Here is a 26,278-nt window from a genome sequence, read left to right on the forward strand (position 1 = left end):
TCCGCGGCAGTCTAACTCTGTGTGAGGAATTCGACTGCCGCATGCGCGGCTTCATTTACGCGGGGGGATTGAACGTGAATGCACCTTTAGAGCTAGACACGGGTGAGATGCGGGAAGCGCTACGGGGCGCGATATCCCGGTATACCGAAGCGGTGGAGCTGCTCCGCCAGCAGCGGCCGAGCGTGGATCCGGCCTGTTTGGGGGAGGGGTTCACTAGCGACGCGGAACGCTTGGGGGCGGCCATGACCGCGGTCCATGAGAACACTCTCGCGCGTTTGCAGGAGCGGATACGCCATTACGAGTCGATTCTCGCGCTCACCGACGATGTCGAGTCCACGGATGAGGGCAACGCCGCACCGATGGAGGCTGTGCTGAGGAGGTTCACCCGTGGGTAACGCGCAGGTCAAAGACCGCCTCAACGCTGTCACGCGGGAAGTAGCCGCAATAAATGGTGTCTCCTCCGGAGACTTGAACCAGATCAACGCCAAGGTGAGTGACATCTCGGCGAAGTTGGACTATACCAACGGGAAAGACACCAGCGCCCTGCCCACCGAAGCCGCGCGGGTCAACCCCAAAGGGGACCAACCAGGCGGCAAGTCACTCCCTGGCGGCCGCTCGGGCGGCTGGGGCATTGTGGGCCTTCTCGTCGAGCTGGCGCCATTGGCGTTCGGCGCGATCAATTCCGCAGGCGACTGGCTGCGGGATATTGGGATCACCGGCCATGAGGATGACCTCGATGAGGGCCAGCGCGAACTAGATCGCTGCCTTGAGGATCTGCGTACCGAAACAGGAGAGTGTGTCAATGCCGTCGATGAGATCGATTCCAACGCGGAAGACGGCGTGCTGGCGATCCTGGATACGTTGCTCAAGTTCCTCCCCTTGGCGCGCGCTGTATCGTCGCCGCAGAACGAGGCTGCCGCGCTCTTGCCCGTCGTCAAAGCGCTGATGTACGTCGAGAAAACCATCGACGACCGCAATGAGAGCATGCGCCAATGCTACGAACACCTGGAGTCCCTCTACGACGAAGTTGGCCAGCTCCCATCCCCGTCCGCGAAGGAGTACTACCCGCCTAACGGCGGCGCACCTACTAGCCCAGAGGGCGAACCGGACACGCCAAAACAAACCGAACAGCCGGAGCAGAAGGAACCGCCGGTTGATGGACCACCGCTGAAGGAGCAGCCCCCGACTGGAGCGACGGAAGCGCCCGTGAAACCGGCTGGACCCCAGGCAGCACCTGCCCCAGAGCCCGCCCCGGGACCTGCTCCGGTTGCTGCACCTGCCCCGTCGGTTCAGGCCGCGCCCCCAAGCGCCGAGTCTGTGACCATGCCGACTATTCCGGCGAGCGTGGCGACGGAGCCCGCAGGGTTCACCGCGAGTGCTGGCGGAGCGAACCTCAACGTGAATATCAACGTCGGCCTGGGTGGTGATCTCGGAGGAGTCCCACCCGCTCCTGCGGCTCCAACGGCACCTCCCGTGCTTCCCACACCGCCCTCTCTTCCCGCGGTCCCTCCGGTGGGGCCGGTGGGCCAAGCCGCAATCGGCCAGTTCATTGCTGGGGTGGAGGAGTTCAAGAACATGGTGATGGACTGTCTCTCCGAAACGGAACTCCCGCCGGCGGCAGACTGCGAATGCCCGCCGGAGGCGCCCGAGACGGAATCGGACACCCTGCCTGAGAAACCGGCACCGGACCACCAGGCACCGGAAAAACCCGCACCGGAGAACCCAGCAACTGAACAACCAGCAACTGAACAACCGGAGGAGAAGCTGGCCCCGCCACCCGAGCTTGCTGAGGTCAAGGAGCCTCCGCCACCGCCGAAACAGTCAGTGGCACCCGCCGGTGCGGGCGAGCTGGGCCAAACGAGCGACGCAACCGACGTTGCCCCAGAGGAGCCACACAAGCCAGCCGAACCTGCAGCGCCGCACACCGACTCCAGCGGCACTGACACCGGTTCTGGCACTGACACAAACGAGCGCACGAGGAAGACGAGGACGTGGTGATGGACTTCAAGGATTTTGTCGACCAGTTCAACCAGCGCACCGCGCGCCGCATGGCGGAGTTCGAACTGGTGCTGCAGCAGACTCAACAGCAAATGGAGCAGACTGCACGGCAGCAGGCTCTCGCCAAGGAAATGAATATTCAGAAGCCGCCTACCACCACTCCGCGCGGAGGTTACCGTGGTGTCCGCCACGGCAAAGTGCAGGGTGTGCTGCGGAGGGAAGGGCCGACAGGGGCCGGATCCGAGCAGGGCTAACGCCAGGCGGCAGGGCGAACCCGCACGCTGGAGTTAGAAGATGCTCTTCGTGTCCGAGCGTGCGAAGCCGGCGTGATCGGCGAGGTCCTTGCCCACGATAGATTCCACACCCTTGCCGGCGGCATCCATCTCGGAGAAGTCTGCGTACTTCTTCTCGTCAGCGAGCTGGTGCAGGAAGAACCCGGTTAACAGGCCGCGGATGGTCTCTTGGACGCTGGTCTTGGACTTGCCCACGCCCAGCAGCATCTTGCGGAAGTTGTCCTCGGTGAGTGCTTGCTGGTTGCCCTTCTTCACCGTGCGGTAGGCGACGGGGCCAGCCCAGTTGTAGGCCAGCTTGGCGGGGTTGCCCGGATCGAAGATCGCGTCCGAGTCCTCATCGGGGCCGATGATCATGCCCGGCTTGAACATGGTGCGGGACGCCTCAACGGCGGAAGGGGCGACGGATGCCGGGTAGACAGGTGCAACTGCCTTGACCTTGTCGTTGTCCACGCTGGCGAGGACGGCGCAGCCGCCGCCCATGCCGTGGCCGGCCACACCGAGCTTGCCCGGGGAAATGGTGACGTTGCCGTTGCCCATGCGCACCCCACCCAGGATCTGCAGGCAGGTCTCCAGGTCGGCGGCGTAACCGGCGTGGTTCGGGTTGAAACCGCGCTCCGTGTCCGGCACGGCGACGGCGATGCCCCAGCTAGCCAGGTGGCGCAGCGTCTTCTCGTAATTGGCGGCGCTCGTCATCCAGTCGTGGCCGAATGCCACGCCGGGGATGGCGGTGCCTTCGGCAGGCAGGTAGACCTTGCCGGGCAGGCCGGTGTATCCAAGGTCGCCCTCCATGACGCGGTAGGGGCCTCGCTTGGACAGTTCGCTGAGCTTCTTCAAGTTCGCAGACACGCCCCCAAGACTACTGCATACGCCGGGCGGAGGGAGCAGCTGACGTTGGTTAGTAGTGATGGGTCAGACATGGCTATCCTTAAGCGCATGTGTGGAATCGTGGGATACGTAGGAGACCAGCAGGCACTCGGCATCGCGCTCGACGCCCTGAGGCGCATGGAGTACCGCGGGTATGACTCCGCCGGTATCGCTGTAGTGGGTCAAGGCAGCTTGGACGTCGCAAAGCGTGCGGGCAAACTGCAGAACCTCGAGGACAGAATCGAAGAAATTGGCGCAGGGAACCTGGCTGGCACCACGGCGATCGGGCACACCCGCTGGGCTACGCACGGCCGCCCGACGGATGAGAACGCGCACCCCCACATGTCGTTCGACGGCAAGGCTGCTATCGTCCACAACGGCATCATCGAGAACTTCGCGTCCCTGCGTGAGGAGTTGGAGCGCTCCGGGATTGAGATGCAGTCCGAAACGGACTCGGAGGTCGCTGCCCACCTGCTCGCTCTCGCCTACAACGAGGGGGAGACGGCGGGGGACTTCAAGGAGTCGTCGCTAAGCGTGCTGCGCAAGCTCGAGGGCGCGTTCACCATTCTCTTTGTGCACGCTGACCACCCGGACCAGATCATTGCCGCACGCCGCTCGACCCCGCTCATGGTCGGTGTGGGCGAGGGCGAAATGTTTCTCGGCAGCGACGTCGCCGCGTTCATCGAGTACACGAAGAACGCCGTGGAGCTCGAATCGGATTCCGTCGTGGTGATCACGAAGGACGACTATGAGGTGCTGCATTTCGACGGCACCCCGGCCCAGTCCAAGCCCTTCACTATCGACTGGGACTTGGAGGCTGCAGAAAAGGGTGGCTTCGATTCCTTCATGATGAAGGAGATCTATGAGCAACCGGCAGCTGTGCGCGATACCCTGGCCGGCCACTGGGACGGCGAGCGCGTCATCCTCGATGAGAACAGCATCTCTGAGCGCGAACTGCAGTCCTTCAACCAGGTCTTCGTGATCGCCTGCGGTTCCGCCTACCACTCAGGCCTGGCTGCGAAGTACGCCATTGAGCACTGGGTGCGCATTCCGGTGCAGATCGAGGTGGCATCCGAGTTCCGCTACCGCGACCCGGTGCTGGATGAGCGCACTTTGGTACTGGCCATTTCTCAGTCCGGCGAGACCGCCGACACCCTCGAGGCTGTCCGCCACGCCAAGACGCAGGGCGCGAAAGTGCTGGCAGTGTGCAACACCAACGGCTCCCAGATCCCGCGCGAGTCCGACGCTGTGCTCTACACCCACGCCGGACCCGAGATCGGTGTGGCGTCGACGAAGGCGTTTTTGGCGCAGGTCGCTGCGAACTACATCGTCGGCCTGGCACTCGCCCAGGCGAAGGGCACGAAGTACCCGGATGAGATCCGCGATATCTGGGCGGAACTCGAAGCCATCCCGGAGAAAATCGAAGCCGCGCTGGGCAACCACGACACGTGCAAGCACATCGCGGAGACCCTCGGTGCTGTGAAGACCATGCTCTTCCTCGGCCGTGGCGTCGGTTTCCCGATCGCACTCGAGGGCGCGCTCAAGCTCAAGGAGCTGGCGTACATCCACGCGGAAGGCTTTGCCGCCGGCGAGCTCAAGCACGGCCCGATCGCGCTGATCGAAGACGACCTGCCCGTCGTGGTCATCGTCCCGAGCCCGCGCGGCGTGTCCCAGCTGCACTCCAAGATCGTCTCCAACATCCAGGAGATCCGCGCCCGCGGTGCCAAGACGATCGTCATCGCGGAAGAAGACGACACCGCCGTCGAACCGTACGCGAACTGGCTCATGCGCATCCCGCAGTCACCGACGATCATGCAGCCGCTGCTGGCCACCGTTCCGCTGCAGTTCCTCGCGGCGTTCATTGCACGCGAGTGCGGCAACGAGGACATTGACAAGCCGCGCAACCTGGCCAAGTCGGTCACTGTCGAGTAGCGCTTACAGATGCTTTCGGCCCTCGGGTTCGCCTTCGTCGACTCGATCAACCTCCTACTCATCGGGGTGATCGTGGCGGTGGGCATCATTGTGCCGCGCGGCAGCAGCCAGTACGCGCGCACGGTGAGTCTGCTCATCGCCGGGGACTGGCTGGGTGTGGCGTCGCTCGCCTTCATCATGCTGGCGCTTTTCGACGGGCTCGGCTCGGTCGTCCACCGCTTCGTCGAAGGACCGATCTTCGGAATTCTGCTCATTGCCACCGGCCTGGTCACAGGGCTGTTGGCGCTGCGCGGCGGGGACAACTCCGCCCTGGTGTCGCGCATTCTGGAACCGCTGCGCACCCCCTCGACGACGACTGTTGTGGTCGGTTTCATCCTCGGGTTGATTCAGTCGGCCACGTCCATGCCGTTCTACGGCGGATTGGCCGTGCTGTCGACGGCGGGGGTTGAGCTGGCGGCCCGGTACACCTTCCTCATTCTCTACGCCACCGTTGCGTTGAGCCTGCCCACCGTGTGCGCTCTGCTCGTGGGGTGGGTGCGACTGGCTCCGCTCAGCCCCGCTGGCCGCGCTTTCGACTGGGCTCGCGACAACTCCGAGAAGGTCTCTCTTGGCGCGACCTGGTTCGTGGCGGCACTGCTGGTCTTGCTCGGTGTGATCCACTTCGTGTAGCCGTGCGGGTGCGTGTGCGTACGCGGCGGGCCCTAAGCCTGCTCGCGGCGCCTAGAAGACTGCTGGCGCTTATTAGCCGCATCGCATACTTCTGACCAGCAGGTTCAGTTGAGCAGTATTCTGAAAAAGCCCGAGCAGTATTCCGGCAAGCGGGCCTTTGGCACAATATTCCCTATGAGTCCCGCCACCCTCCGCATCGACCTGAACGCGATCGCGCACAACACCGCCCTGCTCAAACGGGGTGCCGGTGCCGCGAAACTGATGTGCGTGGTCAAGGCGAATGCTTACAACCACGGGGTGGAGCGCGTCGTTCCGGTCATGGACAAGGCTGGAGCGGACGCGTTCGGGGTGGCCACCCTCGCCGAAGCCTCCCAGGTCAAACGTCTCACCGACAAGCCGGTCCTCGCATGGATGTGGGCCCCCGGCGAACCCATTCCTGCAGGCATCGAGGTCGGTGCCCCCACACTGACGCACCTGCGCACGCTTATCGACGTTTCCCCCCACACCCCCGTCCACCTCATGCTCGACACAGGCATGAACCGCTCCGGAATTGACGAGGAGGACTGGGCCGATGCGTTCGCGATAGCCACGAACGCTGGCCTCACTGTCAGGGGCGTGATGTCCCACCTTGCCTGCGCTGATGAACCGGGCAACCCGTTCAACACGGAGCAGTACGAGTCCTTTCAGCGTGGCATTGCCCTGGCCCGCAGCATGGGGCTGGACGTGCCGTGCAACCACCTGGCGAACTCTCCCGGCACGCTGTCCCGCAAGGAGCTGGCCTTCGAGCAGGTCCGGGCAGGAGTGGCGCTGTACGGGCTTGACCCCGTCGCGCCGGAAACAGGGCCGGAAGCAGCGCCCGGAACCGCGCCGAACACCGACTTCGACCGCGCCCAGCTGCGCCCGGCGATGACGTGGTCGGCGGAGATCGTCGCCGTGAAACTCATCGGAAAGGGTGAGGGTGCGAGCTACGGGCTGACGTGGACTGCGCCGGAGGACGGGTACACGGCGGTCGTGCCTGTTGGGTATGCCGACGGGCTTCCGCGCGCCTGGCAGGACGCGGTCGAGGTGACGGTGAACGGTGCGCGTTATCCACAGGTCGGACGGGTGTGCATGGACCAGTTCATCGTTTGGCTCGGTGACAACGCAGCCAATGTGCAACCAGGAGACGCAGCCGTCATTTTCGGCGAGGGCGGCATGAGTGCGGCGGAGCTGGCGGACCGTGCTGGGACGATTCACTATGAGGTGGTGTGCTCCCCGTGCGGGCGAGTTGAGAGACAATACAGCCATGAAACCTCCCTTTGATCAGCCCGGGCGCACGGAATGCGCTACCGCCGAGGACACCCGCGCGTTCGGTAAGCAGCTCGGTGCGAGCCTGGAAGCAGGGGATATGGTCATCCTCGACGGCCCACTCGGGGCGGGCAAGACCACGCTGACGCAGGGAATTGCTCAGGGGATGGGGGTGAAAGGCCGGGTGACCAGCCCGACCTTCATCATCGCCAGAGAGCACAAGAACAACGGGGACGGCCCAGCGCTCGTGCACGTGGACGCCTACCGTCTGCTCGACAGCGTCGGTGGAACTGGCACGGCGGACCCGCTGGGAGAGCTCGACGCTCTCGACCTCGATTCGGAGTTGGAAGATGCCGTCGTGGTGGCGGAATGGGGTGGTGGGCTGGTGGAACAGTTGACCTCCCGCTACCTGGTGGTCACCCTCAACCGCGACGCTCTCGACGAGGGGCGGGTTATCTCGTGGGCGCCAGCGGGGTAGGGTTGGACGCATGCAAAAGCTCTCAGCAAGCCAGAAGGGCTGGACGGGAATCGTCATCGCGCTGTGGATCATCGCGTTGGTGGCCATGATGTTCCTCATGCCTAAGTCCTCGTCGTCGAAGAACGCTGCCGGGGAATCGACGCCCGTGTCGGAGGCGGATGCATCCGGTTCGCTTGTTTCTACGTTGGAGGAGATGGAGCCGTCGACAAGCGATGCGGTTGCAGCCGAGGTGATTGACCTGCGCTACGTCTACGGTGAGGACATCACGGCGTTCATTCCGCTGTGCAAGGAAGAGCCGCAGGAGCTTATCGACGCAAAGTTGAAGGCCGCTGAGAGCGTCAAGGACCAGATCGATCTCGAGTCCGGCAACAGCTACGTCCTGCTCACCTCGGATGTGGAGAAGGGCTTCGAGGCCGTGGACACCATCCCGAACGACGTGATGGACTTGTGCAACGGCAACTACTTCAACCAGTACGTCAGCACCGAGAACGGGTTCCCGGTGCACTGGGACGGCGACAAGTGGCGCTTCGGGCCGCGCGTGCAGTAGATGAACGTTCTGGCGATCGACACTGCGACGACGGATCTTGTCGCCGGGATCGTCGACACGGATACCGGCGGTGACGCTCGCGTTCTCGCGGAGGCGGTGACGGAAACCCGCGCACACAACGAGCTGCTGGTGCCCACCGTCATGGAGCTGCTGTCGCAGGCAGGGCTCGAGTTCAGTGATCTTGACGCTGTGGTTGTCGGCTGCGGCCCCGGCCCATTCACGGGCCTGCGCGTGGGCATGTCCACGGCCTCTGCTTTCGGGCAGGCACTGGGCATTCCGGTGCATGGTGTGTGCACCCACGATGCGGTCGCGGCTCTTGCGCGGCAGGAACACGGGGAGGGCAGCAGCCTGATCGTCACCGATGCCCGCCGCCGCGAGGTGTACTGGGCCCGCTACGAAGCCGCGCGGCGCGTGGCGGGGCCAGATGTCGTCGCACCCGCCGCGCTGAACGTGGCCCGTGCAGACGTGATCAGTTGCCCGGAAAGTTTGCGCGGACAGTTGCCCGCCGAGCTTATCGGCGCCGCCCGCCACATCACCTACATCCCCCCGCATCCTGCGGGCCTCGTCGCAGTGGCTGACTTGGCCGCAACTCCCGAGCCGCTGGTGCCGCTGTATCTGCGTCGTCCGGACGCGAAGGAACCGGCTCCGAAGCCGAAATCGCCAGCGATCCCGGACGTGGACGTGTAGATGTTCCTGCGTGAGTTGAAAAAGGCTGACGCGTCTGCCGTCGCCGCAATCGAGGCCGACCTGTTCGCTGACGAGAGTCCGTGGTCGCGCGATGTTTTCTTGGTGCAGTTCGCGCACCCGCACACGTTCTACGTCGGCGCGTTCGCAGGGGTTGAGAACGCGGAAGCGGAGCTGGTCGGCTACGCGGGCCTGGCTAAGCTCGGCCCCCGCAACGATCCCGAGTTCGAGGTGCACACCATCGCCGTGGCCCGCAAACACCAGGGCGAGGGGATCGGGCGGGTGCTCATGGAGCAGCTCGTGCACGTCGCAGATGCGTACGACGGGCAAATGTTTCTCGAGGTTCGCGTGGACAACACCGCGGCGATTAGGCTTTATGAGCAATTCGGTTTCACCGAGATCGGCCTGCGCAAAGGCTATTACCAGCCGTCTGGCGCAGACGCGTACACCATGATGCGGCACAGTCTGAGCGAAAGGAGCGGAGCATGATCATTCTCGGCATCGAGTCCTCCTGCGATGAAACAGGCGTCGGCATTATCCGTCTCTCACCGGACGGCTCGATGGCGGTGCTTGCCGACGTTGTCGCGTCGTCGATGGCCGAGCACGCCCGCTTCGGCGGTGTCGTCCCGGAGATTGCTTCGCGTGCCCACCTGGAGGCTATGCCGCAGGTGATGGAGGAGGCGCTGGGGCAAGCGGGCGTCGATAAGCCAGATGCTGTTGCCGCGACTGTCGGTCCAGGGCTTGCTGGCGCTTTGCTCGTGGGGGCGTCTGCCGCGAAGGCGTACGCCGCAGCGTGGGGTGTGCCGTTCTACGGGGTCAACCACCTCGGCGGGCACGTCGCGGTGGCCAACTTGGATGGGGCTGAGGAATTGCCGCACTCCATCGCGCTGCTTGTCTCCGGCGGGCACACGCAGCTTCTTGAGGTGGATGCCGTGGGCAAGCCGATGCGCGAATTGGGCAGCACGCTTGACGACGCTGCTGGCGAGGCCTACGACAAAGTCGCCCGGCTTTTGGGACTCGGGTATCCGGGCGGGCCGGTGATCGACAAGCTGGCGGCGCAGGGAAATCCGGACGCGATCCGGTTCCCGCGCGGGCTGTCGCGTGCCGAGGATCTGCGCGGCGAGCACCGCTACGACTTCTCCTTCTCCGGATTGAAAACTGCTGTAGCGCGGTACGTTGAGGCGGCGGAGCGGGACGGCGCCGTCATCTCCATCGAGGACGTGTGCGCCTCGTTCCAGGAGGCTGTCGTCGACGTGCTCACCGCGAAAGCAATGATGGCCTGCGAGGACACTGGTGCGCGCACGCTGCTGCTTGGCGGGGGAGTCGCGGCGAACTCGCGCCTGCGGGCAGTAGCTGAGCAACGCTGTGCGGCGGCCGGAGTTGAACTGCGCGTGCCGCGATTCAAGCTCTGCACGGACAACGGGGTCATGATCGCGGCGTTGGCCGCACAGCTGATTCACGAGGGTGCAGAACCGTCGCCGCTGTCGACGGCCACAGACACTGCCCTCGAGGTGGAAACGCCACTGGTCACCGGCTAGGTGGTGCCAGCGATGCGCTTGCCGAGCGCACGTGGGCATTTAGAGCTAACGTGAAGATGATTCACGCAGAAACACCACCCATAAACTGTGAAAGGACCTCTAGCTATGAGCTCTCGTAAGGACCACGAGCGTTTCGGTTTCCTGGTGTACCCGGACCTGACCTACCACCGCATTGTCTTCGGCACCGGTAGCGCCGAGCAGTTCCTCGGCCCGACCGTGCAGGAGCAGGTCGAGGTCGCATTCGTCCAGCAGGACAACGAGTTCCAGGCGATCTACTCCCCGGAGGCCCGTGAGCAATGCGCAGCCCCGAACCCGGTCGCGTCGATGGCCCGCAACCAGGCAGCCACCGACAACCCGAACTTCCTCACCGACCCGGTGCACGCTATCTCCGGTCCGGTGATCTTCACCGGCCGCGGCGGCAAGAGCATTGACGACGAGATTGTCACCCAGATCAAGCAAGCCATCCGTGCTGTGCGCAACTTCATCAACGACAACGGTGAAGAGTACGAGCTGTGGCGCAACGCCGTGCTCAACATGGGCTCCCCGCAGGAGTAGACCTGCTGTAGAGCTTCGGGCCTTAACCCTCGGGCCGGGTAGACGTGGAGTTCGCTGCAGGCGGACACTGCGGACTCGGCCCTTGTTGTTACCTAGCACTCGCGAGGGTAGAGTGCTAACCAGGTTTTGGGCACAGTTTGTTCACCCGCGACGACGGCTGCGCACCGACCGAAGAAGAAACCAAGTCTGAAACGAAAGGTTTTCAAACCGTGGCAAACGTCAACATCAAGCCCCTGGAGGACAAGATCCTCGTCCAGATCGTCGAGGCTGAAACCACCACCGCCTCCGGCCTGGTCATTCCGGACTCCGCTCAGGAGAAGCCGCAGGAAGCGACCGTCATCGCCGTCGGCCCGGGCCGCTGGGACGACGAGGGTGAGCACCGTATTCCGGTGGACGTCAAGGAAGGCGACACCGTGATCTTCTCCAAGTACGGCGGCACCGAGCTGAAGTACGACGGCGAGGAGTACCTCCTGCTGTCTGCTCGTGACCTGCTGGCCGTCGTCGAAAAGTAAAAGGCGGGATTAATCCCCAATGGCAAAACTGATTGCATTTGATCAGGAGGCCCGCGAGGGCATCCAGCGCGGCGTGGACACGCTGGCTGACTCCGTGCGCGTCACGCTCGGCCCCCGCGGCCGCAACGTCGTGCTGGACAAGGCTTTCGGCGGCCCCGTCGTGACCAATGACGGCGTGACCATCGCCCGCGAGGTCGACCTCGAGGATCCCTTCGAGAACCTCGGTGCGCAGCTGGTCAAGTCCGTCGCTGTGAAAACCAACGACATCGCCGGTGACGGCACCACTACCGCGACACTGCTCGCTCAGGCCCTGGTCAACGAAGGTCTGCGCAACGTCGCTGCCGGCGCCAACCCGATTGAGTTGAACAAGGGCATCTCCGCAGCCACCGAGAAGGTTGTCGAGGAGCTCAAGGCCCGCGCCACCGACGTCTCCTCCAGCGAGGAAATCGCGAACGTGGCCACCGTCTCCTCCCGCGACCCGGAGGTCGGCGAGATGGTCTCCGGCGCCATGGACAAGGTGGGCAAGGACGGTGTTCTCACCGTTGAGGAGTCCCAGTCCATCGACTCCTACGTGGACGTTACCGAAGGAATCTCCTTTGAGAAGGGCTTCCTGTCGCCGTACTTCATGACCGACCCGGAGGCCGGCCAGGCTGTCCTGGAGAACCCGCTGGTTCTGCTGGTGCGCAACAAGATCTCCTCCCTGCCGGAGTTCCTTCCGGTGCTGGAAAAGGTCGTGGCCACCTCCCGTCCGCTGCTCATCATCGCCGAGGACGTTGAGGGCGAGCCGCTGCAGACCCTCGTGGTCAACTCCATCCGCGGCGCCCTCAAGGTCGTCGCCGTGAAGTCCCCGTACTTCGGTGAGCGCCGCGCAGCATTCATGGACGACCTCGCTGTGGTCACCGAGGCCACCGTGGTCGATCCGGAGCTGGGCATCAATCTCAAGGACATCGAGCTCGACGTCCTGGGTAGCGCTCGCCGCGTCACCGTGGACAAGGATGACACCGTTATCGTCGACGGCGCAGGTTCCGCCGAGGCAGTGGAGAACCGCCGCGGCCAGATCCGCCGCGAGATCGAGAACACCGACTCCACCTGGGACAAGGAAAAGGCCGAGGAGCGCTTGGCCAAGCTCTCCGGCGGCATCGCCGTCATTCGCGTCGGCGCGCCGACCGAGACCGAGGTCAACGAGCGCAAGCTGCGCGTCGAGGACGCTATCAACGCTGCCCGCGCCGCCGCACAGGAAGGCATCATCGCCGGCGGTGGTTCCGCACTGGTGCAGATCGCGAACGAGCTGCAGAAGTATGCGGAAGAGTTCGACGGCGAGCAGAAGGTCGGCGTCCAGGCTGTCGCCCGCGCACTGACCAAGCCCGCTTTCTGGATCGCCGAGAACGCCGGTCTGGACGGATCCGTGGTCGTGTCCAAGATCGCTGAGCTGCCCAACGGTGAAGGCTTCAACGCCGCCACCCTCGAGTACGGCAACCTCATCGAGCAGGGCATCATCGACCCCGTCAAGGTCACCCACTCCGCAGTGGTCAACGCTGCGTCTGTGGCACGCATGGTGCTCACGACCGAGGCATCGGTCGTGGATAAGCCTGCCGAAGAAGACGAGCACGCAGGGCACCAGCACTAGAGCTGCACGCCCGCGCGTGATCGCGCAGCAAACGCCCCATCGGAACACGGTGGGGCGTTTGCTGTGCCGGACGCGCCTAGCGTGCGGCGACGGCGACCTTCTTGCCGCCGCGGCTGCGGTTGCCGCGCAAAGTGGCGTGACGCTCAGACTCGCTCATACCGCCCCAGATGCCGTACGGTTCAGCGACAGCGAGAGCGTGGGCGCGGCACTGCTCGAGCACCGGGCAGCCCAAGCAAATAGCTTTCGCCCGGTTCTCGCGCTGGGTGCGGGCACGGCCGCGCTCCCCGTCCGGGTGGTAGAAGACATCGGACGCCTCTCCGCGGCAAGCGCCGTGGAGCTGCCAATCCCAAAAATCAGCGTTGGGGCCGGGCAGTTGCGAAGGCATGGACATCGTAGGCATTCTTTGCGGTCTCCTGAGGTAGCGATCCGTTCGTGCTTTGCTTGATGGGGAGCCAAGCACCGACAAGGGAGTGTTCACTGTGCGGGTAAACAACGGGTTTCTGTCAGGTGTCGCCCAGTTTGAACACAGAGAGTTCGGCATTTTGGCGCGTCGATAAGCAGCGAAAATGTGCCAAGGTTAAAGCTCGGTGAATTATTCTTAGTTTTCCAGTTGGGGGTGTCGGGGAGTATGCGTACGATGGACGGGTCCCTGGCAATGAGCGAGCAAAGGAGAGGCGTGTCAGGAGTAGACACCGACAGCCGGCTGGCTCATCTTGTGCCGCGAGCGCAAGAGGGGGACCGTCGAGCGTTAGAAGACATCATTCGAGTCGTGCACCCCATGGTGCTGCGGTACTGCCGTGCGCGCATCAACGGCGGCCGCACACCCACGGCGGAAGACGTCGCTCAAGAGGTGTGCCTCGCTGTGGCAACGTCTGTGGGCAAGTACAAGGACACGGGCAAGCCGTTCATGGCTTTCGTTTACGGCATCGCGTTCAACAAAGTCACTGACGCTCATCGGGCCCTTTCGCGCGACAAAACAAACCCCACAGATGAGGTTCCCGACCAGGAGTTTTCCGGTCTCACGCCCGAGGATGCGGCGATGCAGATGGAAGGTAGTAACGCTGCGCGTGAATTGCTCGATCAACTAAGTGAGAAGGCGCGTGAGATTATCGTTTTGCGCGTGTTTGTCGGTCTTTCCGCCGAAGAGACAGCGGAAATCACCGGCAGTACAGCCGGTGCAGTCCGCGTCGCCCAACACCGAGCCTTGGCCACCCTGCGCAAGGCTCTCGAGAAGAAGCAAGGAGGGTAGCCGTGAAACCTCAAGATGCACACCGCAGCGATGAATTCCTGACAGCGCTGTCCCACGGTATTGACCCGTCCGACGGCCAAGACCAGCTGGCTACTCTCTTCTTGGAGCTGCGCGACGACGTTGAAGCGCCGATGCCGGAGGCTCCGACGTTGGAGGCCCCAGCGACGGAGGAGCTGATGCCGGTGGCCCCGATGCCGGAGGACCCGACGGTAGGGGAGCCTCTGGCGGGGGAACCGTTCTTGGACGAGTCGCTCTCGGACGAGCCGCTTGACGACGACTTGCTTGATGACGACGTGGATGCGGCCGTCGCCCCGGTACCGCTCGACGTTGAGCGCAAGAAGCGCCGCAGTTACCGCACCAGCCCATGGATGGCAGGTCTGGTCGGTGCAGCCGCCGCCACGGTCATGGTGGCCGGCACCGGTGCTGCGCTGTACAACGCCACCCCGGATTCACCGCTGTGGGGCCCGTCCCAGAAGCTGTTCGGTGGAAATACCGATTATGTGGAGCTGGCCAGCACGCTCGATGAGATCGACTCGAAGGCTGAAGAAGGCGACATCGAAGGTGCCCGCAGCCTGATCGAGCAACTGCGCTCGAGTTTGAAGGCGGAGCGCAGTGACCGCGGCGATCGCGGCAACTCGCAGCGCGGTACCACCTCGACCCCGCGTCCGGACAAGGAAACGGTCACGGTCACCACTGAGCGGAAGAAAGACGACGCAGAACGTCCGGCTTCCCAGCCGCCTGCACCAGATACCGTCACGGTGACAGTCGTGGTCACCGAGCCAGCAGCGACTGCGAACCCGGGCACTCAGCCGGCACCATCCAACGCTGCAACGCAAGCCCCGGCGCCGGCGCCGGCACCTGCGCCAGCTCCGTCTTCGGCCCCATCCGGGCCAGCACCGTCAGCGGCCCCGTCGAGCCCGGCCGCATCCTCCGACCAGGCAGGCTAACTAGCTGCGGTCTCGTGCTGCGTTAGCGCGCGTCGAGTCCGTCCAGGTAGCCCAGGGCGTAATCCCACGGCACATAAGCACGCTCGTTCGGTTCCGCGCTCGGCTCGTGGACCGGCGGCAGCTCGTTGTTGAGGTTGGCGATCATGTTGTTGATCATGATGTCCCAGTCATAGAAATGCACTTCATCGCAGTCTTCGCACATGAAGTAGATGCCTAGGATTCCGCGGGGGCCCAAGACTTCCTTGAACTCGCGGGTCTGGGCGAGGTCGCGGATGACGGCCTGGCGCTCCTCGGGCGTCAGTGGCTCCACAACCTCGTCGTCTTCGATGAAGGATGCCGGATCGTTGGGATCGTCGGCGAAGGGGTCGCGCGGCATCATGGAGTCAAAGTTCACGCCTTTCACCCTATTGCGGATCGGGGCGGAAGGACAATCGCGGGGTGTGGGCGCAAGGCACTATGCTATCTGCGTAAGTGCTTGAAGCGGTTGTAAGAAAGGGAGCGATAGGGCATGTCCAGCGAAGCCAATCAGCGAGTACACACCGGTGGGGACGACCCGAACAAGATCGCCCTGCGCGGCCTGACTTTCGACGACGTGCTGCTGCTCCCGGCAGAGTCCCACATCGTTCCCGGTGAAGTGGACACCTCCGCCCAGTTCAGCCGCAACATCCGCCTGGGCATCCCGGTTGCTTCCGCCGCAATGGACACCGTCACCGAGTCCCGCATGGCTATCGCCATGGCCCGCCAGGGCGGCATCGGCGTGCTGCACCGCAACCTGTCCGCCGAAGATCAAGCAGAGCACGTCGATGTGGTGAAGCGTTCGGAATCCGGCATGGTCACCGACCCGGTCACTGCGTCGCCGGACATGACCATCGCTGACGTGGATGCGCTGTGCGCCCGCTTCCGAATCTCCGGCCTGCCGGTCGTCGACGGCGACGGAGTGCTCGTCGGCATCATCACCAACCGCGACATGCGATTCGAGCCGGACTTCTCCCGCCCGGTTGCCCAGGTCATGACTCCGATGCCCCTGGTGGTCGCCGAGGACGGCGTGAGCAAGGAACAGGCTCTTCAGCTGCTGAGCGCGAACAAGGTGGAGAAGCTGCCGATCGTCGATAAGCAGGGCAAACTCACGGGCCTGATCACCGTGAAAGACTTTGTGAAGACCGAGCAGTTCCCGAACGCGTCCAAGGACTCCGAGGGGCGTTTGCTGGTCGCTGCGGGCATCGGCACAGGCGAGGACTCCTACTCCCGCGCGGGGCTGCTTGTCGACGCTGGCGTGGACGCCCTCATCGTCGACTCCGCCCACGCCCACAACAACCGGGTTCTGGACATGGTGGCGCGCGTGAAGAAGGACTTCGGCGACCGCGTCGATGTCGTCGGCGGCAACCTAGCCACCCGCGAAGCCGCCGCCGCAATGATCGAAGCCGGTGCGGATGCCATCAAGGTCGGCATCGGCCCGGGCTCCATTTGCACCACGCGTGTTGTCGCCGGTGTGGGCGCCCCGCAAATTACTTCCATCCTGGAAGCGTCCGTTCCTGCCCACCAGGCTGGCGTGCCCATCATCGCCGACGGCGGTATGCAGCACTCCGGTGACGTGGCTAAGGCGCTCGCGGCTGGTGCATCGACCGTCATGCTCGGCTCGATGCTCGCCGGCACGAAGGAAGCCCCAGGCGAGATCGTCGTTGTGGGTGGCAAGCAGTACAAGCGCTACCGCGGCATGGGTTCCATGGGTGCGATGCAGGGCCGCGGCCTGACAGGGGAGAAGCGTTCCTTCTCCAAGGACCGCTACTTCCAGGCTGACGTCACCAGCGAAGACAAGCTCGTGCCAGAAGGAATTGAAGGCCGCGTGCCCTACCGCGGCGAGCTGGACTCCATTACCCACCAGATCATCGGTGGTCTGCGCGCTGCCATGGGCTACACCGGCTCCGCCTCCATCGAGGAACTGCAGACCAAGCGCTTTGTGCAGATCACCGCCGCTGGCCTGCGCGAGTCCCACCCGCACGACATCACGCAGACTGTCGAAGCTCCGAACTACAGGGGTTAATGCATGCGCGACTACGTTGAAATCGGCATCGGCCGCGAGGCCCGCCGCGCCTACAACCTGCGGGATATCGGGATCGTGCCTGCGCGCCGCACTCGTTCCTCGAAGGACGTGGACCTGAGCTGGCATATCGATGCCTACACCTTCGAGATCCCTTTCGCCTCCCACCCGACCGACGCTCTGGCCAGCCCTGAGTTCGTCATCGAGATGGGCAAGCAGGGTGGGCTAGGCGTGATCAACGCAGAAGGTCTGTGGGGACGCCACGCCGACCTCGACTCTGCGATCAAGAAGGTCATTGCTCCACTGATCTTCGCCGACCCCGATCCGATGGATCTGCGTCAGCCCGGCGTGGCTGAGCTTCAGGAGCTGCATTCCGCCCCCATCGACACCGACTTGCTGACCGAACGCATCGCCCAGGTGCGCGACTCCGGCGTCACCGTCGCCGCCCGTGTGAGCCCCCAAAACGCCCGCGAGCTCGCACCGGTCGTGGTCAAGGCCGGCGCGGAGATCCTGTTCATCCAGGGCGAGATCATTTCCGCCGAGCATGTCCAGGAGGGCGGCGAACCGCTCAACCTCAAAGAGTTCATCGGCTCCCTCGATGTTCCCGTCATCGCCGGCGGTGTGGCCGACTACACCACCGCGCTGCACCTCATGCGCGCCGGCGCGGCCGGCATCATCGTCGGACAGGGCGCGACCACCTCGTCGGTCGCTTTGGGCATCGACACGCATCTGGCTACCCAGATCGCCGACGCGGCAGCCGCGCGCCGCGAATACCTCGACGAGACCGAAGGCCGCTACGTGCACATCATCGCCGACGGCGACCTTGCCACCAGCGGCGAGATCGCACGCGCCGTCGCGTGCGGCGCGGACGCCGTCATGCTCGGCAGTGCGCTCGCCGGCGCCGCAGAGGCGGCGGGCCGCGGCTACTACTGGCAGCCGCAAACCGCTCACCCGCGATTCCCGCGCGGCACGATTTCCAACGCCGTGGACGGCTCCGGTTTCGGTTTCGGCCTCGGGTGGTACTCCACGGAAGGAGACACCCCCGCAGATCAAGAGCGCGCCCGCGAAGAGATGCTGGACAAAATCGGCGACGGCCGTCCGAGCCTGGAGTCCATTCTCCACGGGCCGAGCACCAGCACCTGGGGGCACTCCAACTTCGTCGGCGGGCTGCGCCGCGTCATGGCCAAATGCGGCTACACCGACATCAAGAGCTTCCAGAAGGTGGACATCAGTCTCACCAACTAGCTGCGCACTTTCACAGCCGACAACGCCCGGTGGATCTCCAATGATCCCCCGGGCGTTCTCATGTCTCCGGGTTGAGGCGAATGTCACGGTCGAGTCATCTTGACTCTCCTGCAAGTACGACTAAAGTATGGCCAGAGCAAAAGTACGGCTAGACGTAACGTATAGAAAAGCCTCGGCGGAATACAGTTTCAGGAAAGGAAAAACTCAATGGTTCGGTCGGAAAATCAGGCGTCACGATCAGCGCTGTTTGTGGCGGCAGCCGCGATGATGGCGATGGTTCTTGCGGGGGCGCTCACAGCGTGCGCCCCGGAGGAGGATCGCGGGGACGGTGGAAAGCCGAAAGTGCTGACCACCTTCACCGTGATCCAGGACATCGCCCAGAATGTCGCGGGGGAGCACTTGACCGTGGAGTCTTTGACGAAGCCGGGGGCGGAGATCCACGGCTACGAGCCCACGCCGGCTGATATCCGCCGCGCGTCCGATGCCGACCTCATTCTGGATAACGGGCTGAACTTGGAGAACTGGTTCGCGCAATTCGTCGAGGGAGTCGACGCGCCCCACGTCACCGTCAGCGACGGCGTGGACCCGATCGACATCACCGAGGACGAGGGCGCAGGCAAACCGAACCCGCACGCGTGGATGAGTCCGGTTGAGGTGGAGAAGTACGTGGACAATATGGTCGCCGCCTTCAACGAACTCGATCCGGACCATGCTGAGGACTTCACGCAGAACGGCGAGCAGTACAAAAAGCAGCTGCAAGAGGTCCAGGACGGCATGGTCAACGAGTTGGCGAACTTGCCTGAGCAACATCGCGCACTGGTGACGTGTGAAGGCGCATTCTCCTACATGGCACGCGACGCTGGTTTAGAGGAACGGTTCCTTTGGGCCGTGAACTCCGAGAATGAGGCAACCCCGCAGCAGATCACCCGCGCCATCGAATTCGTCAAGGAAAACGACGTGCCGGCCGTGTTCTGCGAATCCACGGTCTCGGACGCACCGATGCAGCAGGTGGTTGACGCGACCGATGCCACCTACGGCGGCACCCTGTACGTCGACTCCCTTTCGGAGAAAGACGGTCCGGTTCCGACCTACGTCGACTTGATCAAGCACGACGCCGACGTGATCACGCAGGCGTTGACGGGTAAGAAGTAGGCGTCGCGATGCAACAGGAAACGTCAACACCCGCGGCGGCCGTGCCGTCGAACGCGACTCCCGCGATATCCGTGCGCGATGTCACCGTTCACTATGGGAGCGTGCTCGCGCTCGACGGCGCGTCCCTCGAGATCGCGCCGGGACGCGTGTGCGGACTCGTCGGAATGAATGGATCCGGGAAATCTACGCTTTTCAAAACGATTATGGGGCAGACTCGGCCAGATTCAGGGACCGTCGCCGTGAACGGAGATGACCCCGCTGTCGCCCGCCGCACCGGTGTGCTCGGGTACGTTCCTCAGCGCGAGGCAGTGGACTGGGATTTCCCGGTCAGCGTATGGGATGTGGTCATGATGGGCCGCTACGGACAACTCGGTTTCACCCGCCGGCCTCGCCGGGCTGACATCGAAGCCGTTGACCATGCACTCGAGCGTGTGGAGCTCACAGATTTCGCCGCCCGTCAGATCGGTCAGCTTTCGGGCGGCCAGCGGAAACGCGCCTTTGTTGCCCGGTGCATTGCCCAGGGGGCGAGGATCATGCTGCTGGACGAGCCTTTTGCGGGCGTCGATAAGCGCAGCGAAGCGACAATGACCCGGCTGTTTCGCGAGCTTGCTGACGGCGGCGCCACCGTCTTTGTGTCGACGCACGACCTCCCCACGTTGCCCGATTTGGCTGATGAAGCGATGCTGCTCAACCGGCATGTGCTCATGCACGGCTCGCCCAAGGATGTCCTGCAACCCGATAATCTCGCCGCTGCCTTCGGACTGGATGTGATGAAACGATGATCTCTTTTCTCTTCGACCCGTTCGCCTACGACTTCATGGTCCGCGCGTTCGCCACGAGCCTGATTTCCTCCATCGTGTGCGCGGTGCTGTCGTGCTGGCTGGTCCTCGTCGGCTGGTCGCTGATGGGCGATGCCGTGTCCCACGCGGTGTTCCCCGGCGTGGTGCTGGCGTATATCGCGGGCGTTCCCTTCGCTCTCGGGGCAGTGGTCTTCGGCTTCCTCGCTGTGGGATTGATCGGTGTTGTGCGTGATACGAGCCGGGTCAAAGAAGACGCTGCGATCGGAATCGTCTTCACCACGCTCTTCGCGTTCGGGCTCGTGCTCATATCCGTCACGCCCTCGCAGACCGACCTCAACCACATTATCTTCGGCAACCTGCTCGGCGTCTCCAAAGCTGATCTTGTACAGATCTTCGTTTTGGGCGTGGCCACGCTGGCTGTGCTCGTGCTCAAGCGCCGCGATTTCACGCTTTTCGCTTTCGATCCCGTGCATGCTCACGCGATTGGTTTGCGGCCGAAGCTGATTGGGGCAGTGTTGCTCGCCCTGCTCGCGCTCACTTGCGTGGTGGGGTTGCAGGCCGTCGGGGTGATCCTCGTGGTGGCGATGCTGATCATTCCGGGCGCGACCGCATCCCTGCTGACCGACAGTTTTGGCCGCATGCTGCTGATCGCCCCTGCGGTGGCCACCGTATGCTCTGTCGTGGGGCTGTACGCGAGCTATTACCTCGACGCTTCGCCTGGCGGACTCGTGGTCATGGCGCAGGGGGTCGCATTCCTGCTGGTGTACCTGTTCAGCCCGCGCCAGGGGATCGTCACAGCGCGTGCGCTCCGGGGCGGAACGGCGCGTCTAACTGGAGACGAACAGCGCGCCGGAAGCGGTGCGGCCGAGCGGAACTGAGTTCTTTGCCCCGTCCACCTTCACATCTAGCGACTCGGAAAACGGCGCACCTTCTGAGACCGTGAGGACGGCACCGACAACGATGCCGTTCTCCTCGAAAAACTTCAGCAGGGTCGGGTCCGAATCGGAGATCCGCTCGACAGTGACCGTCGTCCCCGCTGCGCCGGCGCCCACCCCAGCATCCGTGAGGCGGCGCGCGTCCAAAACGGGCACCGTACCGTCGGCGGCCGGGATCGGATCCCCGTGCGGGTCGCGGGTGGGATGGCCGAGCAGCTTGTCTAGCCTGTCCACCAGGTAGTCAGAGACTGCGTGCTCCAAGTGCTCCGCTTCGTCGTGCACTTCGTCCCACGTGTACCCGAGAGTCTCCACCAAGAACGTCTCGATGAGCCGGTGGCGCCGAATCATGTCCACTGCGTATCCGTGGCCCTTCTCGGTCAATTCCACCGAGCCGTAGGGGGCGTGCACGATCAACTCCTGTGCGGCGAGCTTGCGCACAGCATCCGAGACCGACGACATCCGCAGCCCCGTCTGCTTCGAAATCAGGGTCGCCGTGACGGGTTCCGTCGACCATTCCGTGAGACTCCAGATGACCTTCAAATAGTTCTGGGTCGAGGTGGATAATTCGCTCACCGACATGCGTTCAACTCTACTTATCTTCCGGGAGCATGCTTATCGACGTCGCCCTGAACCCGCAATTCACCCTGCACAGTTGCGACTGTTCGGTCTATTCAGGCCATGAGTTAGACTCTGAAACCGTGACTACCTCCGCGAACGCACCAGAGCAGACCCCGCCCGCAAACGCCCACCCGCGCCCGGTCCTTGTCGTCGACTTCGGCGCGCAGTACGCGCAGCTCATCGCCCGCCGCGTGCGCGAGGCCCGCATCTACTCCGAGGTCGTTCCGCACACGATCACGGCGGATGAACTCAAGGCGAAAGACCCGGTGGCGCTCGTGCTGTCCGGCGGCCCGTCGTCGGTGTATGAGGCCGGTGCACCCCAGCTCGACCCGGAGATCTTCAAGCTGGGCCTGCCCACGTTCGGCATTTGCTACGGCTTCCAGGTGATGACGCAGGCTCTCGGCGGCACCGTGGCCAAGACCGGCTCGCGCGAGTACGGCCGCACGAACATGGACGTGCGCGGCGGCGTCCTCCATTCCGGCCTGAACGAGCAGCACCCGGTGTGGATGAGCCACGGCGACTCTGTGACGAAGGCGCCCGACGGTTTCGATGTCACAGCTGCGACTGAGGGCGCACCCGTCGCCGCTTTCGAGAACGTGGACCTGTGCATGGCCGGTGTGCAGTACCACCCGGAGGTAATGCACTCGCCGCACGGCCAGCAGGTGCTCACCCGCTTCCTCACCGAGATCGCAGGCCTTGAGCAAACGTGGACGGCGTCCAACATCGCCGACCAGCTTATCGACGCCATCTCGGAGCAGATCGGCCCCGACGGCCACGCCATCTGCGGTCTGTCCGGCGGCGTGGACTCCGCCGTTGCTGCAGCCCTGGTGCAGCGCGCCATTGGCGACCGTTTGACGTGCGTGTTCGTTGATCACGGTCTGCTGCGTCAGGGGGAACGCGAACAGGTGGAGACGGACTTTGTCGCTGCAACCGGTGCCCGTTTGGTCACTGTCGACGAGCGCGAAGCCTTCTTGGGCAAGCTCGCTGGTGTGACTGATCCGGAAGCGAAGCGCAAGGCCATTGGTGCGGAGTTCATCCGTTCCTTTGAGCGGGCCGTGGCCGGTGTCCTTGAGGGGCAAGATGTCGGCTTCCTAGTGCAGGGCACCTTGTACCCGGACGTTGTCGAATCCGGCGGCGGCACGGGTACCGCGAACATCAAGAGCCACCACAACGTCGGTGGTCTGCCGGACGACGTTGAGTTCGAGCTTGTCGAGCCCCTCCGCACCCTGTTCAAGGACGAGGTCCGCGCCGTGGGCCGCGAGCTGGGCCTACCGGATGTGATTGTGAACCGCCAGCCCTTCCCGGGCCCGGGTCTAGGTATCCGCATCGTCGGCGAGGTCACCGCTGAGCGCCTGGAAACTCTCCGCGCCGCCGATGCCATCGCCCGCGAGGAGCTCACCCGCGCCGGCCTCGACGACCAGATCTGGCAGTGCCCTGTCGTCTTGCTTGCAGATGTCCGCTCCGTCGGCGTCCAAGGCGACGGCCGCACCTACGGCCACCCGATCGTGTTGCGCCCCGTCACCTCCGAAGACGCGATGACCGCGGACTGGGTCCGTGTCCCGTATGAGGTGATGGAAACCATCTCCACCCGCATCACCAACGAGGTCGAAGACGTCAACCGCGTGGTTGTGGACATCACGTCTAAGCCGCCGGGAACCATCGAGTGGGAGTAGTGAGCGGCCTCGCCGCTCACCCGACGAGGCCAGTCTTAAGATCTCGATTGCATTTTTGCCCCGTCAATCAAAATCGACCAGGGCTTTTATCGCGTGTTTGACGCGGTGATGTAATCGAGATCTTGGGGTTTGGTCTACTTCGCCCACGCGACCTGAATCGAGCCCACGTTCTGGTGGATGTTGATGGTCAACAGTTCGCCATCGCCGTGGATTTCCTCTGGCGGGCAGGCCGTGTCACCGACATCGATATCGCAGTTCACACGAGCGTGGACTTTCTCGTCGGGCATGAGCACTTCGATCGAACCGACTTTCTGGTTGATGTCGAGAGTCACTGGTTCCTTCAGCGGCTGCAGGTCGGTGAGGTCCACGGTGAGTTCACCAACGTAGGTATTAACCGGGTGGATGCCATCTGCGTCAGGGAAGACGATGACCGTTTGTCCGAAGCGGGACCAGTCGCGGTTGCGGATCTCGCTTGCGGCCGCCATCGCCACGAATGTCGCAATGGTGAGCAATAAAGCTACGGGAATCCACACCCACAGTGGCCGGTTTCTCTTCGCGCTCGGCTGCTGCGGCGGTTCGTATCCGGGGTCGGGCAAGTGCCACAGTTCCGGAACAGTTCCTAACGGGTCCCACGACGGCGGCCTCGTATGCCCGTGGGCCGGGTGCGGATAACCTTCCGGAGCGGTGAATCCACTGGTGACAAGGTGGCTCGCCGGAGTCGTGGCTGGCTGGGGCTCCGGATCCCCAAAACCAGGCCCCCCAAAACCAGGCCCCCCAGACTCAGGCTGGCTGCCCTCCAGCTTCTTCGGTTGTGCGATCACCCCCGGGGGCGGCTCTGGGAGGCGGCGGTAGAGCACCCACCATGCGAGCGCGGAAAGGGCTAGCCCGGCGAGCGCGGAGGCGGTTGCTTCGGCCCAGGTCCACGCGCTGATCGTCGGGAAGAAGAGGAACAGCAGGACCAGTAGGCCCCAGCCGGTGTCGCGCTCTTTAACCTCCACGGCGTCGAGCTGACGTGTGGGGGTTGAAATGGCTTGGGCGGGGGACGTCGATAAGCCGAAGCGCGGCATGAGGAAACCGCACAGGGTGTAGACGAACAGCCCCACACCGAACGCGAGTGACAGCGCGGCGAACGCAACGCGCACGAGGGTGGGGTCGATGTGGTAGCGGACGCCGATTCCTTCGCAGATGCCGGCGACCATGGCGTCTCCGCCTTGTTTCTTCGGGATCCGCGGTGGGCGGGTGTCCCACATCAGTTTCAGTGTCTCGTTCATGGTTTCAGTATGCGAAGTACTGGGTGAAAGCGGTATCGGGATTCACCCTGAAATCACAGGTTCAGGGTTTGTCCTGATTCCCTGCCGCACGCCGCGTGCCATGATGTACAGCATGCCCCAGCACTACGCCCCCGAGCCGCCCCGGCCCTACCCGCGCTTTGTGCGCGAGCAGGAGCACCGGGTCATTGCTGGTGTCGCGGCGGGGTTGTCTGCGCATTTGCTTGTCGACGTCACCTACATCCGCCTTTTCCTCTCCCTCTCCTCCCTCCTTGGCGGGCTGGGCATCATCCTGTACGCCGCTTTGTGGATCTTCACCCCGCTGGGCGCACCGGAGCGGCCTGTCGTGGACAGCAAGCAGATCGGAGGGGTTTTCAACCTGCTGTTGGTCGGGGTGGCGTTTGTGCTGTGGTCGATGTCGACATCTGCGGTGGGTGATCCCGGTAACGGCGCGTTCGTGGCGGTGGTGGTCATGGTCGCGGTCGGTGCGGTGCTGGCCTGGCGCGCGTACGACCGTGGCATGCGCACCGCCGGTTCGATTGCGTCCCTGCTTGTTGGCGGTGTGCTGGTCATGGGCGGTGTCATTGTCATCGCGCTCATGGGGGATCGCGGCGGGATTATGGGCGTGGTTGTGGCTGTACTGGTGGCGGTGCTCGGGGTGGGCATTCTCGTGGTGCCGCTCATTGCGCGTCTGTTCCGTTCGCTCGTGGAGGAGCGCCAAGATAAGGCGGTCGCCGCGCAGCGTGCCGACATCGCCGCTCACCTGCATGATTCCGTGCTGCAGACGCTCGCGCTCATCCAGAAGCGCGCCAGCGACTCCGAGGAAGTCGCCCGCCTTGCGCGCCGCCAGGAACGCGAGCTGAGGGCATGGCTTTACGACGCTTCTTCCGCCCCCGGCTGGACCACCCACACCACCAATCCCGAACCCGCGCCGACTGCTGCCGCGCCACCCACGCCGGCTACCTTCTTCGCCGCGATCAACACCGCCGCCGGAGAAGTCGAGGACCTGTTCAACGTGACCATCCGCCCTGTCACAGTTGGGGAGGACACAGCGTTCGACGACACTGTCGAGCCCATCGTCCTGGCTGCCCGGGAAGCTATGGTGAACGCGGCGAAGCACTCCGGAGCGGGAGGGATCGACGTGTATGCCGAGAACCTCGCCGGTGAGCTCTCCGTGTTCGTCCGCGACCGCGGCGCTGGGTTTGACCCAGCGGCGATCCCGGCCGACCGCCACGGCGTTCGCGATTCGATCACCGGCCGCATGGAGCGCGCCGGGGGCACAGCGACAATCAAGACCGCCCCGGGCAAAGGCACCGAGGTCGCACTGACTTTGGCTGCGTGACCCAGCACCTTCGGTGCGGGGTAGTGT

Annotated in this window: 28 protein-coding genes; 23 read left to right on the forward strand and 5 right to left on the reverse strand. The window is 64.0% G+C overall.

The window, feature by feature from the left end:
• Window positions 1-74: 74 nt before the first annotated feature.
• The 3 genes from KBX18_RS00800 to KBX18_RS00810 are packed head-to-tail and all read left to right on the forward strand — an operon-like array spanning window position 75 to window position 2,252.
• Window positions 75-395 carry a hypothetical protein gene (locus tag KBX18_RS00800; protein ID WP_156774777.1) on the forward strand — a complete coding sequence of 107 codons (321 nt, stop codon included), beginning with the start codon at window positions 75-77 and terminating at the stop codon, window positions 393-395.
• The gene (locus KBX18_RS00805; protein ID WP_255994438.1) at window positions 388-1,998 is read left to right on the forward strand and encodes a hypothetical protein; all 1,611 of its coding nucleotides are present in this window, start codon (window positions 388-390) and stop codon (window positions 1,996-1,998) included. Before KBX18_RS00800 ends, KBX18_RS00805 begins: the two co-directional genes overlap by 8 nt.
• Entirely contained in the window at window positions 1,998-2,252 is a 255-nt protein-coding gene (locus KBX18_RS00810; protein ID WP_005286575.1) for a hypothetical protein, read from the forward strand. Before KBX18_RS00805 ends, KBX18_RS00810 begins: the two co-directional genes overlap by 1 nt.
• A gap of 33 nt (window positions 2,253-2,285) precedes the next feature.
• Here the strand turns inward: KBX18_RS00810 and KBX18_RS00815 are convergent, their stop codons facing one another.
• The gene (locus tag KBX18_RS00815) at window positions 2,286-3,137 is read right to left on the reverse strand and encodes a dienelactone hydrolase family protein (RefSeq protein WP_005286573.1); all 852 of its coding nucleotides are present in this window, start codon (window positions 3,135-3,137) and stop codon (window positions 2,286-2,288) included.
• Between the two features lie 87 nt (window positions 3,138-3,224).
• Between KBX18_RS00815 and glmS the strand changes: the two genes are divergently transcribed.
• From glmS to groL, 11 genes are all read left to right on the forward strand, one after another.
• Window positions 3,225-5,087, forward strand: a complete 1,863-nt coding sequence (gene glmS / locus KBX18_RS00820; RefSeq protein ID WP_255994568.1) for a glutamine--fructose-6-phosphate transaminase (isomerizing) — start codon at window positions 3,225-3,227, stop codon at window positions 5,085-5,087.
• Between the two features lie 9 nt (window positions 5,088-5,096).
• Window positions 5,097-5,756: a hypothetical protein gene (locus KBX18_RS00825; RefSeq protein ID WP_255994439.1), complete on the forward strand. Its 660-nt coding sequence runs from the start codon at window positions 5,097-5,099 to the stop codon at window positions 5,754-5,756.
• 174 nt (window positions 5,757-5,930) lie between these two features.
• Window positions 5,931-7,058: an alanine racemase gene (alr, locus tag KBX18_RS00830; protein ID WP_255994440.1), complete on the forward strand. Its 1,128-nt coding sequence runs from the start codon at window positions 5,931-5,933 to the stop codon at window positions 7,056-7,058.
• Complete coding sequence (gene tsaE, locus KBX18_RS00835) at window positions 7,042-7,521, forward strand: tRNA (adenosine(37)-N6)-threonylcarbamoyltransferase complex ATPase subunit type 1 TsaE (protein WP_255994441.1); 480 nt, start codon at window positions 7,042-7,044, stop codon at window positions 7,519-7,521. Before alr ends, tsaE begins: the two co-directional genes overlap by 17 nt.
• 10 nt (window positions 7,522-7,531) lie before the next feature.
• Complete coding sequence (locus tag KBX18_RS00840; protein ID WP_255994442.1) at window positions 7,532-8,068, forward strand: hypothetical protein; 537 nt, start codon at window positions 7,532-7,534, stop codon at window positions 8,066-8,068.
• A complete protein-coding gene (gene tsaB, locus KBX18_RS00845; protein WP_255994443.1) occupies window positions 8,069-8,755 on the forward strand; it encodes a tRNA (adenosine(37)-N6)-threonylcarbamoyltransferase complex dimerization subunit type 1 TsaB in 687 nt (228 codons plus the stop codon).
• Complete coding sequence (gene rimI / locus KBX18_RS00850) at window positions 8,756-9,241, forward strand: ribosomal protein S18-alanine N-acetyltransferase (RefSeq protein ID WP_255994444.1); 486 nt, start codon at window positions 8,756-8,758, stop codon at window positions 9,239-9,241.
• Window positions 9,238-10,290, forward strand: coding sequence for a tRNA (adenosine(37)-N6)-threonylcarbamoyltransferase complex transferase subunit TsaD (gene tsaD, locus KBX18_RS00855; protein WP_255994445.1), 1,053 nt, complete (start codon window positions 9,238-9,240; stop codon window positions 10,288-10,290). Before rimI ends, tsaD begins: the two co-directional genes overlap by 4 nt.
• Window positions 10,291-10,395: 105 nt before the next feature.
• On the forward strand, window positions 10,396-10,845 hold the full coding sequence (locus KBX18_RS00860) for a hypothetical protein (RefSeq protein ID WP_005286548.1): 450 nt from the start codon (window positions 10,396-10,398) through the stop codon (window positions 10,843-10,845).
• A gap of 209 nt (window positions 10,846-11,054) precedes the next feature.
• Window positions 11,055-11,357, forward strand: coding sequence for a co-chaperone GroES (gene groES / locus KBX18_RS00865; protein WP_040423912.1), 303 nt, complete (start codon window positions 11,055-11,057; stop codon window positions 11,355-11,357).
• A gap of 19 nt (window positions 11,358-11,376) precedes the next feature.
• Window positions 11,377-12,984, forward strand: coding sequence for a chaperonin GroEL (gene groL / locus KBX18_RS00870; RefSeq protein ID WP_005286542.1), 1,608 nt, complete (start codon window positions 11,377-11,379; stop codon window positions 12,982-12,984).
• Window positions 12,985-13,060: 76 nt separating this feature from the next.
• Here the strand turns inward: groL and KBX18_RS00875 are convergent, their stop codons facing one another.
• The gene (locus tag KBX18_RS00875) at window positions 13,061-13,375 is read right to left on the reverse strand and encodes a WhiB family transcriptional regulator (protein ID WP_040423419.1); all 315 of its coding nucleotides are present in this window, start codon (window positions 13,373-13,375) and stop codon (window positions 13,061-13,063) included.
• Between the two features lie 264 nt (window positions 13,376-13,639).
• On the opposite strand from KBX18_RS00875, the gene KBX18_RS00880 reads away from it, so the two are divergent.
• Together KBX18_RS00880 and KBX18_RS00885 are read left to right on the forward strand one after the other, a co-directional pair.
• The gene (locus KBX18_RS00880) at window positions 13,640-14,233 is read left to right on the forward strand and encodes a sigma-70 family RNA polymerase sigma factor (protein WP_255994569.1); all 594 of its coding nucleotides are present in this window, start codon (window positions 13,640-13,642) and stop codon (window positions 14,231-14,233) included.
• 2 nt (window positions 14,234-14,235) lie between these two features.
• Window positions 14,236-15,180, forward strand: coding sequence for a hypothetical protein (locus KBX18_RS00885; protein ID WP_255994446.1), 945 nt, complete (start codon window positions 14,236-14,238; stop codon window positions 15,178-15,180).
• Window positions 15,181-15,202: 22 nt separating this feature from the next.
• On the opposite strand, the gene KBX18_RS00890 is transcribed toward KBX18_RS00885, so the two are convergent.
• A complete protein-coding gene (locus KBX18_RS00890) occupies window positions 15,203-15,574 on the reverse strand; it encodes a DUF5319 domain-containing protein (RefSeq protein WP_040423417.1) in 372 nt (123 codons plus the stop codon).
• A 114-nt stretch (window positions 15,575-15,688) separates the two neighbouring features.
• On the opposite strand from KBX18_RS00890, the gene guaB reads away from it, so the two are divergent.
• The 5 genes from guaB (at window position 15,689) to KBX18_RS00915 (ending at window position 21,293) form a co-directional block, all read left to right on the forward strand.
• Window positions 15,689-17,221, forward strand: coding sequence for an IMP dehydrogenase (guaB, locus tag KBX18_RS00895; protein WP_255994447.1), 1,533 nt, complete (start codon window positions 15,689-15,691; stop codon window positions 17,219-17,221).
• Window positions 17,222-17,224: 3 nt separating this feature from the next.
• On the forward strand, window positions 17,225-18,463 hold the full coding sequence (locus KBX18_RS00900) for a GuaB3 family IMP dehydrogenase-related protein (protein ID WP_255994448.1): 1,239 nt from the start codon (window positions 17,225-17,227) through the stop codon (window positions 18,461-18,463).
• Between the two features lie 273 nt (window positions 18,464-18,736).
• Window positions 18,737-19,615 (forward strand): metal ABC transporter substrate-binding protein, encoded by an 879-nt coding sequence (locus KBX18_RS00905; RefSeq protein ID WP_255994572.1) that lies wholly within the window; start codon window positions 18,737-18,739, stop codon window positions 19,613-19,615.
• 8 nt (window positions 19,616-19,623) lie between these two features.
• Entirely contained in the window at window positions 19,624-20,397 is a 774-nt protein-coding gene (locus KBX18_RS00910; RefSeq protein ID WP_255994449.1) for a metal ABC transporter ATP-binding protein, read from the forward strand.
• Window positions 20,394-21,293 carry a metal ABC transporter permease gene (locus KBX18_RS00915; protein ID WP_255994450.1) on the forward strand — a complete coding sequence of 300 codons (900 nt, stop codon included), beginning with the start codon at window positions 20,394-20,396 and terminating at the stop codon, window positions 21,291-21,293. The genes KBX18_RS00910 and KBX18_RS00915 overlap by 4 nt, the downstream gene beginning before the upstream one ends.
• Here KBX18_RS00915 and KBX18_RS00920 read toward each other — a convergent pair.
• Window positions 21,243-21,929 carry a metal-dependent transcriptional regulator gene (locus KBX18_RS00920; protein ID WP_255994451.1) on the reverse strand — a complete coding sequence of 229 codons (687 nt, stop codon included), beginning with the start codon at window positions 21,927-21,929 and terminating at the stop codon, window positions 21,243-21,245. The genes KBX18_RS00915 and KBX18_RS00920 overlap by 51 nt on opposite strands.
• Before the next feature lie 119 nt (window positions 21,930-22,048).
• Here KBX18_RS00920 and guaA point away from each other — a divergent pair, with 119 nt between their 5' ends.
• Window positions 22,049-23,641 (forward strand): glutamine-hydrolyzing GMP synthase, encoded by a 1,593-nt coding sequence (gene guaA / locus KBX18_RS00925; protein WP_255994452.1) that lies wholly within the window; start codon window positions 22,049-22,051, stop codon window positions 23,639-23,641.
• A 134-nt stretch (window positions 23,642-23,775) separates the two neighbouring features.
• On the opposite strand, the gene KBX18_RS00930 is transcribed toward guaA, so the two are convergent.
• Entirely contained in the window at window positions 23,776-24,912 is a 1,137-nt protein-coding gene (locus KBX18_RS00930; RefSeq protein WP_255994453.1) for a PspC domain-containing protein, read from the reverse strand.
• A 112-nt stretch (window positions 24,913-25,024) separates the two neighbouring features.
• Here KBX18_RS00930 and KBX18_RS00935 point away from each other — a divergent pair, with 112 nt between their 5' ends.
• Window positions 25,025-26,251 carry an ATP-binding protein gene (locus tag KBX18_RS00935; RefSeq protein ID WP_255994454.1) on the forward strand — a complete coding sequence of 409 codons (1,227 nt, stop codon included), beginning with the start codon at window positions 25,025-25,027 and terminating at the stop codon, window positions 26,249-26,251.
• Window positions 26,252-26,278 lie beyond the last annotated feature (27 nt).

Origin of the sequence: Corynebacterium sp. CCUG 69979, assembly GCF_024454095.1 — a bacterium.
In the GTDB taxonomy this organism is placed as follows: domain Bacteria; phylum Actinomycetota; class Actinomycetes; order Mycobacteriales; family Mycobacteriaceae; genus Corynebacterium; species Corynebacterium genitalium.

Excerpts from the sequence above, each read along its gene's own strand:
- KBX18_RS00860 (WP_005286548.1), top strand. The coding sequence starts at position 10,396 with ATGAGCTCTCGTAAGGACCACGAGCGTTTCGGTTTCCTGGTGTACCCG.
- KBX18_RS00905 (WP_255994572.1), top strand. The coding sequence starts at position 18,737 with ATGGTTCTTGCGGGGGCGCTCACAGCGTGCGCCCCGGAGGAGGATCGC.
- KBX18_RS00935 (WP_255994454.1), top strand. The coding sequence starts at position 25,025 with ATGCCCCAGCACTACGCCCCCGAGCCGCCCCGGCCCTACCCGCGCTTT.
- KBX18_RS00875 (WP_040423419.1), bottom strand. The coding sequence starts at position 13,375 with ATGTCCATGCCTTCGCAACTGCCCGGCCCCAACGCTGATTTTTGGGAT.
- tsaD (WP_255994445.1), top strand. The coding sequence starts at position 9,238 with ATGATCATTCTCGGCATCGAGTCCTCCTGCGATGAAACAGGCGTCGGC.
- KBX18_RS00880 (WP_255994569.1), top strand. The coding sequence starts at position 13,640 with ATGAGCGAGCAAAGGAGAGGCGTGTCAGGAGTAGACACCGACAGCCGG.
- rimI (WP_255994444.1), top strand. The coding sequence starts at position 8,756 with ATGTTCCTGCGTGAGTTGAAAAAGGCTGACGCGTCTGCCGTCGCCGCA.
- groL (WP_005286542.1), top strand. The coding sequence starts at position 11,377 with ATGGCAAAACTGATTGCATTTGATCAGGAGGCCCGCGAGGGCATCCAG.
- glmS (WP_255994568.1), top strand. The coding sequence starts at position 3,225 with ATGTGTGGAATCGTGGGATACGTAGGAGACCAGCAGGCACTCGGCATC.
- alr (WP_255994440.1), top strand. The coding sequence starts at position 5,931 with ATGAGTCCCGCCACCCTCCGCATCGACCTGAACGCGATCGCGCACAAC.
- KBX18_RS00840 (WP_255994442.1), top strand. The coding sequence starts at position 7,532 with ATGCAAAAGCTCTCAGCAAGCCAGAAGGGCTGGACGGGAATCGTCATC.
- KBX18_RS00920 (WP_255994451.1), bottom strand. The coding sequence starts at position 21,929 with ATGTCGGTGAGCGAATTATCCACCTCGACCCAGAACTATTTGAAGGTC.
- KBX18_RS00910 (WP_255994449.1), top strand. The coding sequence starts at position 19,624 with ATGCAACAGGAAACGTCAACACCCGCGGCGGCCGTGCCGTCGAACGCG.
- tsaE (WP_255994441.1), top strand. The coding sequence starts at position 7,042 with ATGAAACCTCCCTTTGATCAGCCCGGGCGCACGGAATGCGCTACCGCC.
- KBX18_RS00900 (WP_255994448.1), top strand. The coding sequence starts at position 17,225 with ATGCGCGACTACGTTGAAATCGGCATCGGCCGCGAGGCCCGCCGCGCC.
- KBX18_RS00810 (WP_005286575.1), top strand. The coding sequence starts at position 1,998 with ATGGACTTCAAGGATTTTGTCGACCAGTTCAACCAGCGCACCGCGCGC.
- KBX18_RS00915 (WP_255994450.1), top strand. The coding sequence starts at position 20,394 with ATGATCTCTTTTCTCTTCGACCCGTTCGCCTACGACTTCATGGTCCGC.
- guaB (WP_255994447.1), top strand. The coding sequence starts at position 15,689 with ATGTCCAGCGAAGCCAATCAGCGAGTACACACCGGTGGGGACGACCCG.
- KBX18_RS00930 (WP_255994453.1), bottom strand. The coding sequence starts at position 24,912 with ATGAACGAGACACTGAAACTGATGTGGGACACCCGCCCACCGCGGATC.
- KBX18_RS00825 (WP_255994439.1), top strand. The coding sequence starts at position 5,097 with ATGCTTTCGGCCCTCGGGTTCGCCTTCGTCGACTCGATCAACCTCCTA.
- tsaB (WP_255994443.1), top strand. The coding sequence starts at position 8,069 with ATGAACGTTCTGGCGATCGACACTGCGACGACGGATCTTGTCGCCGGG.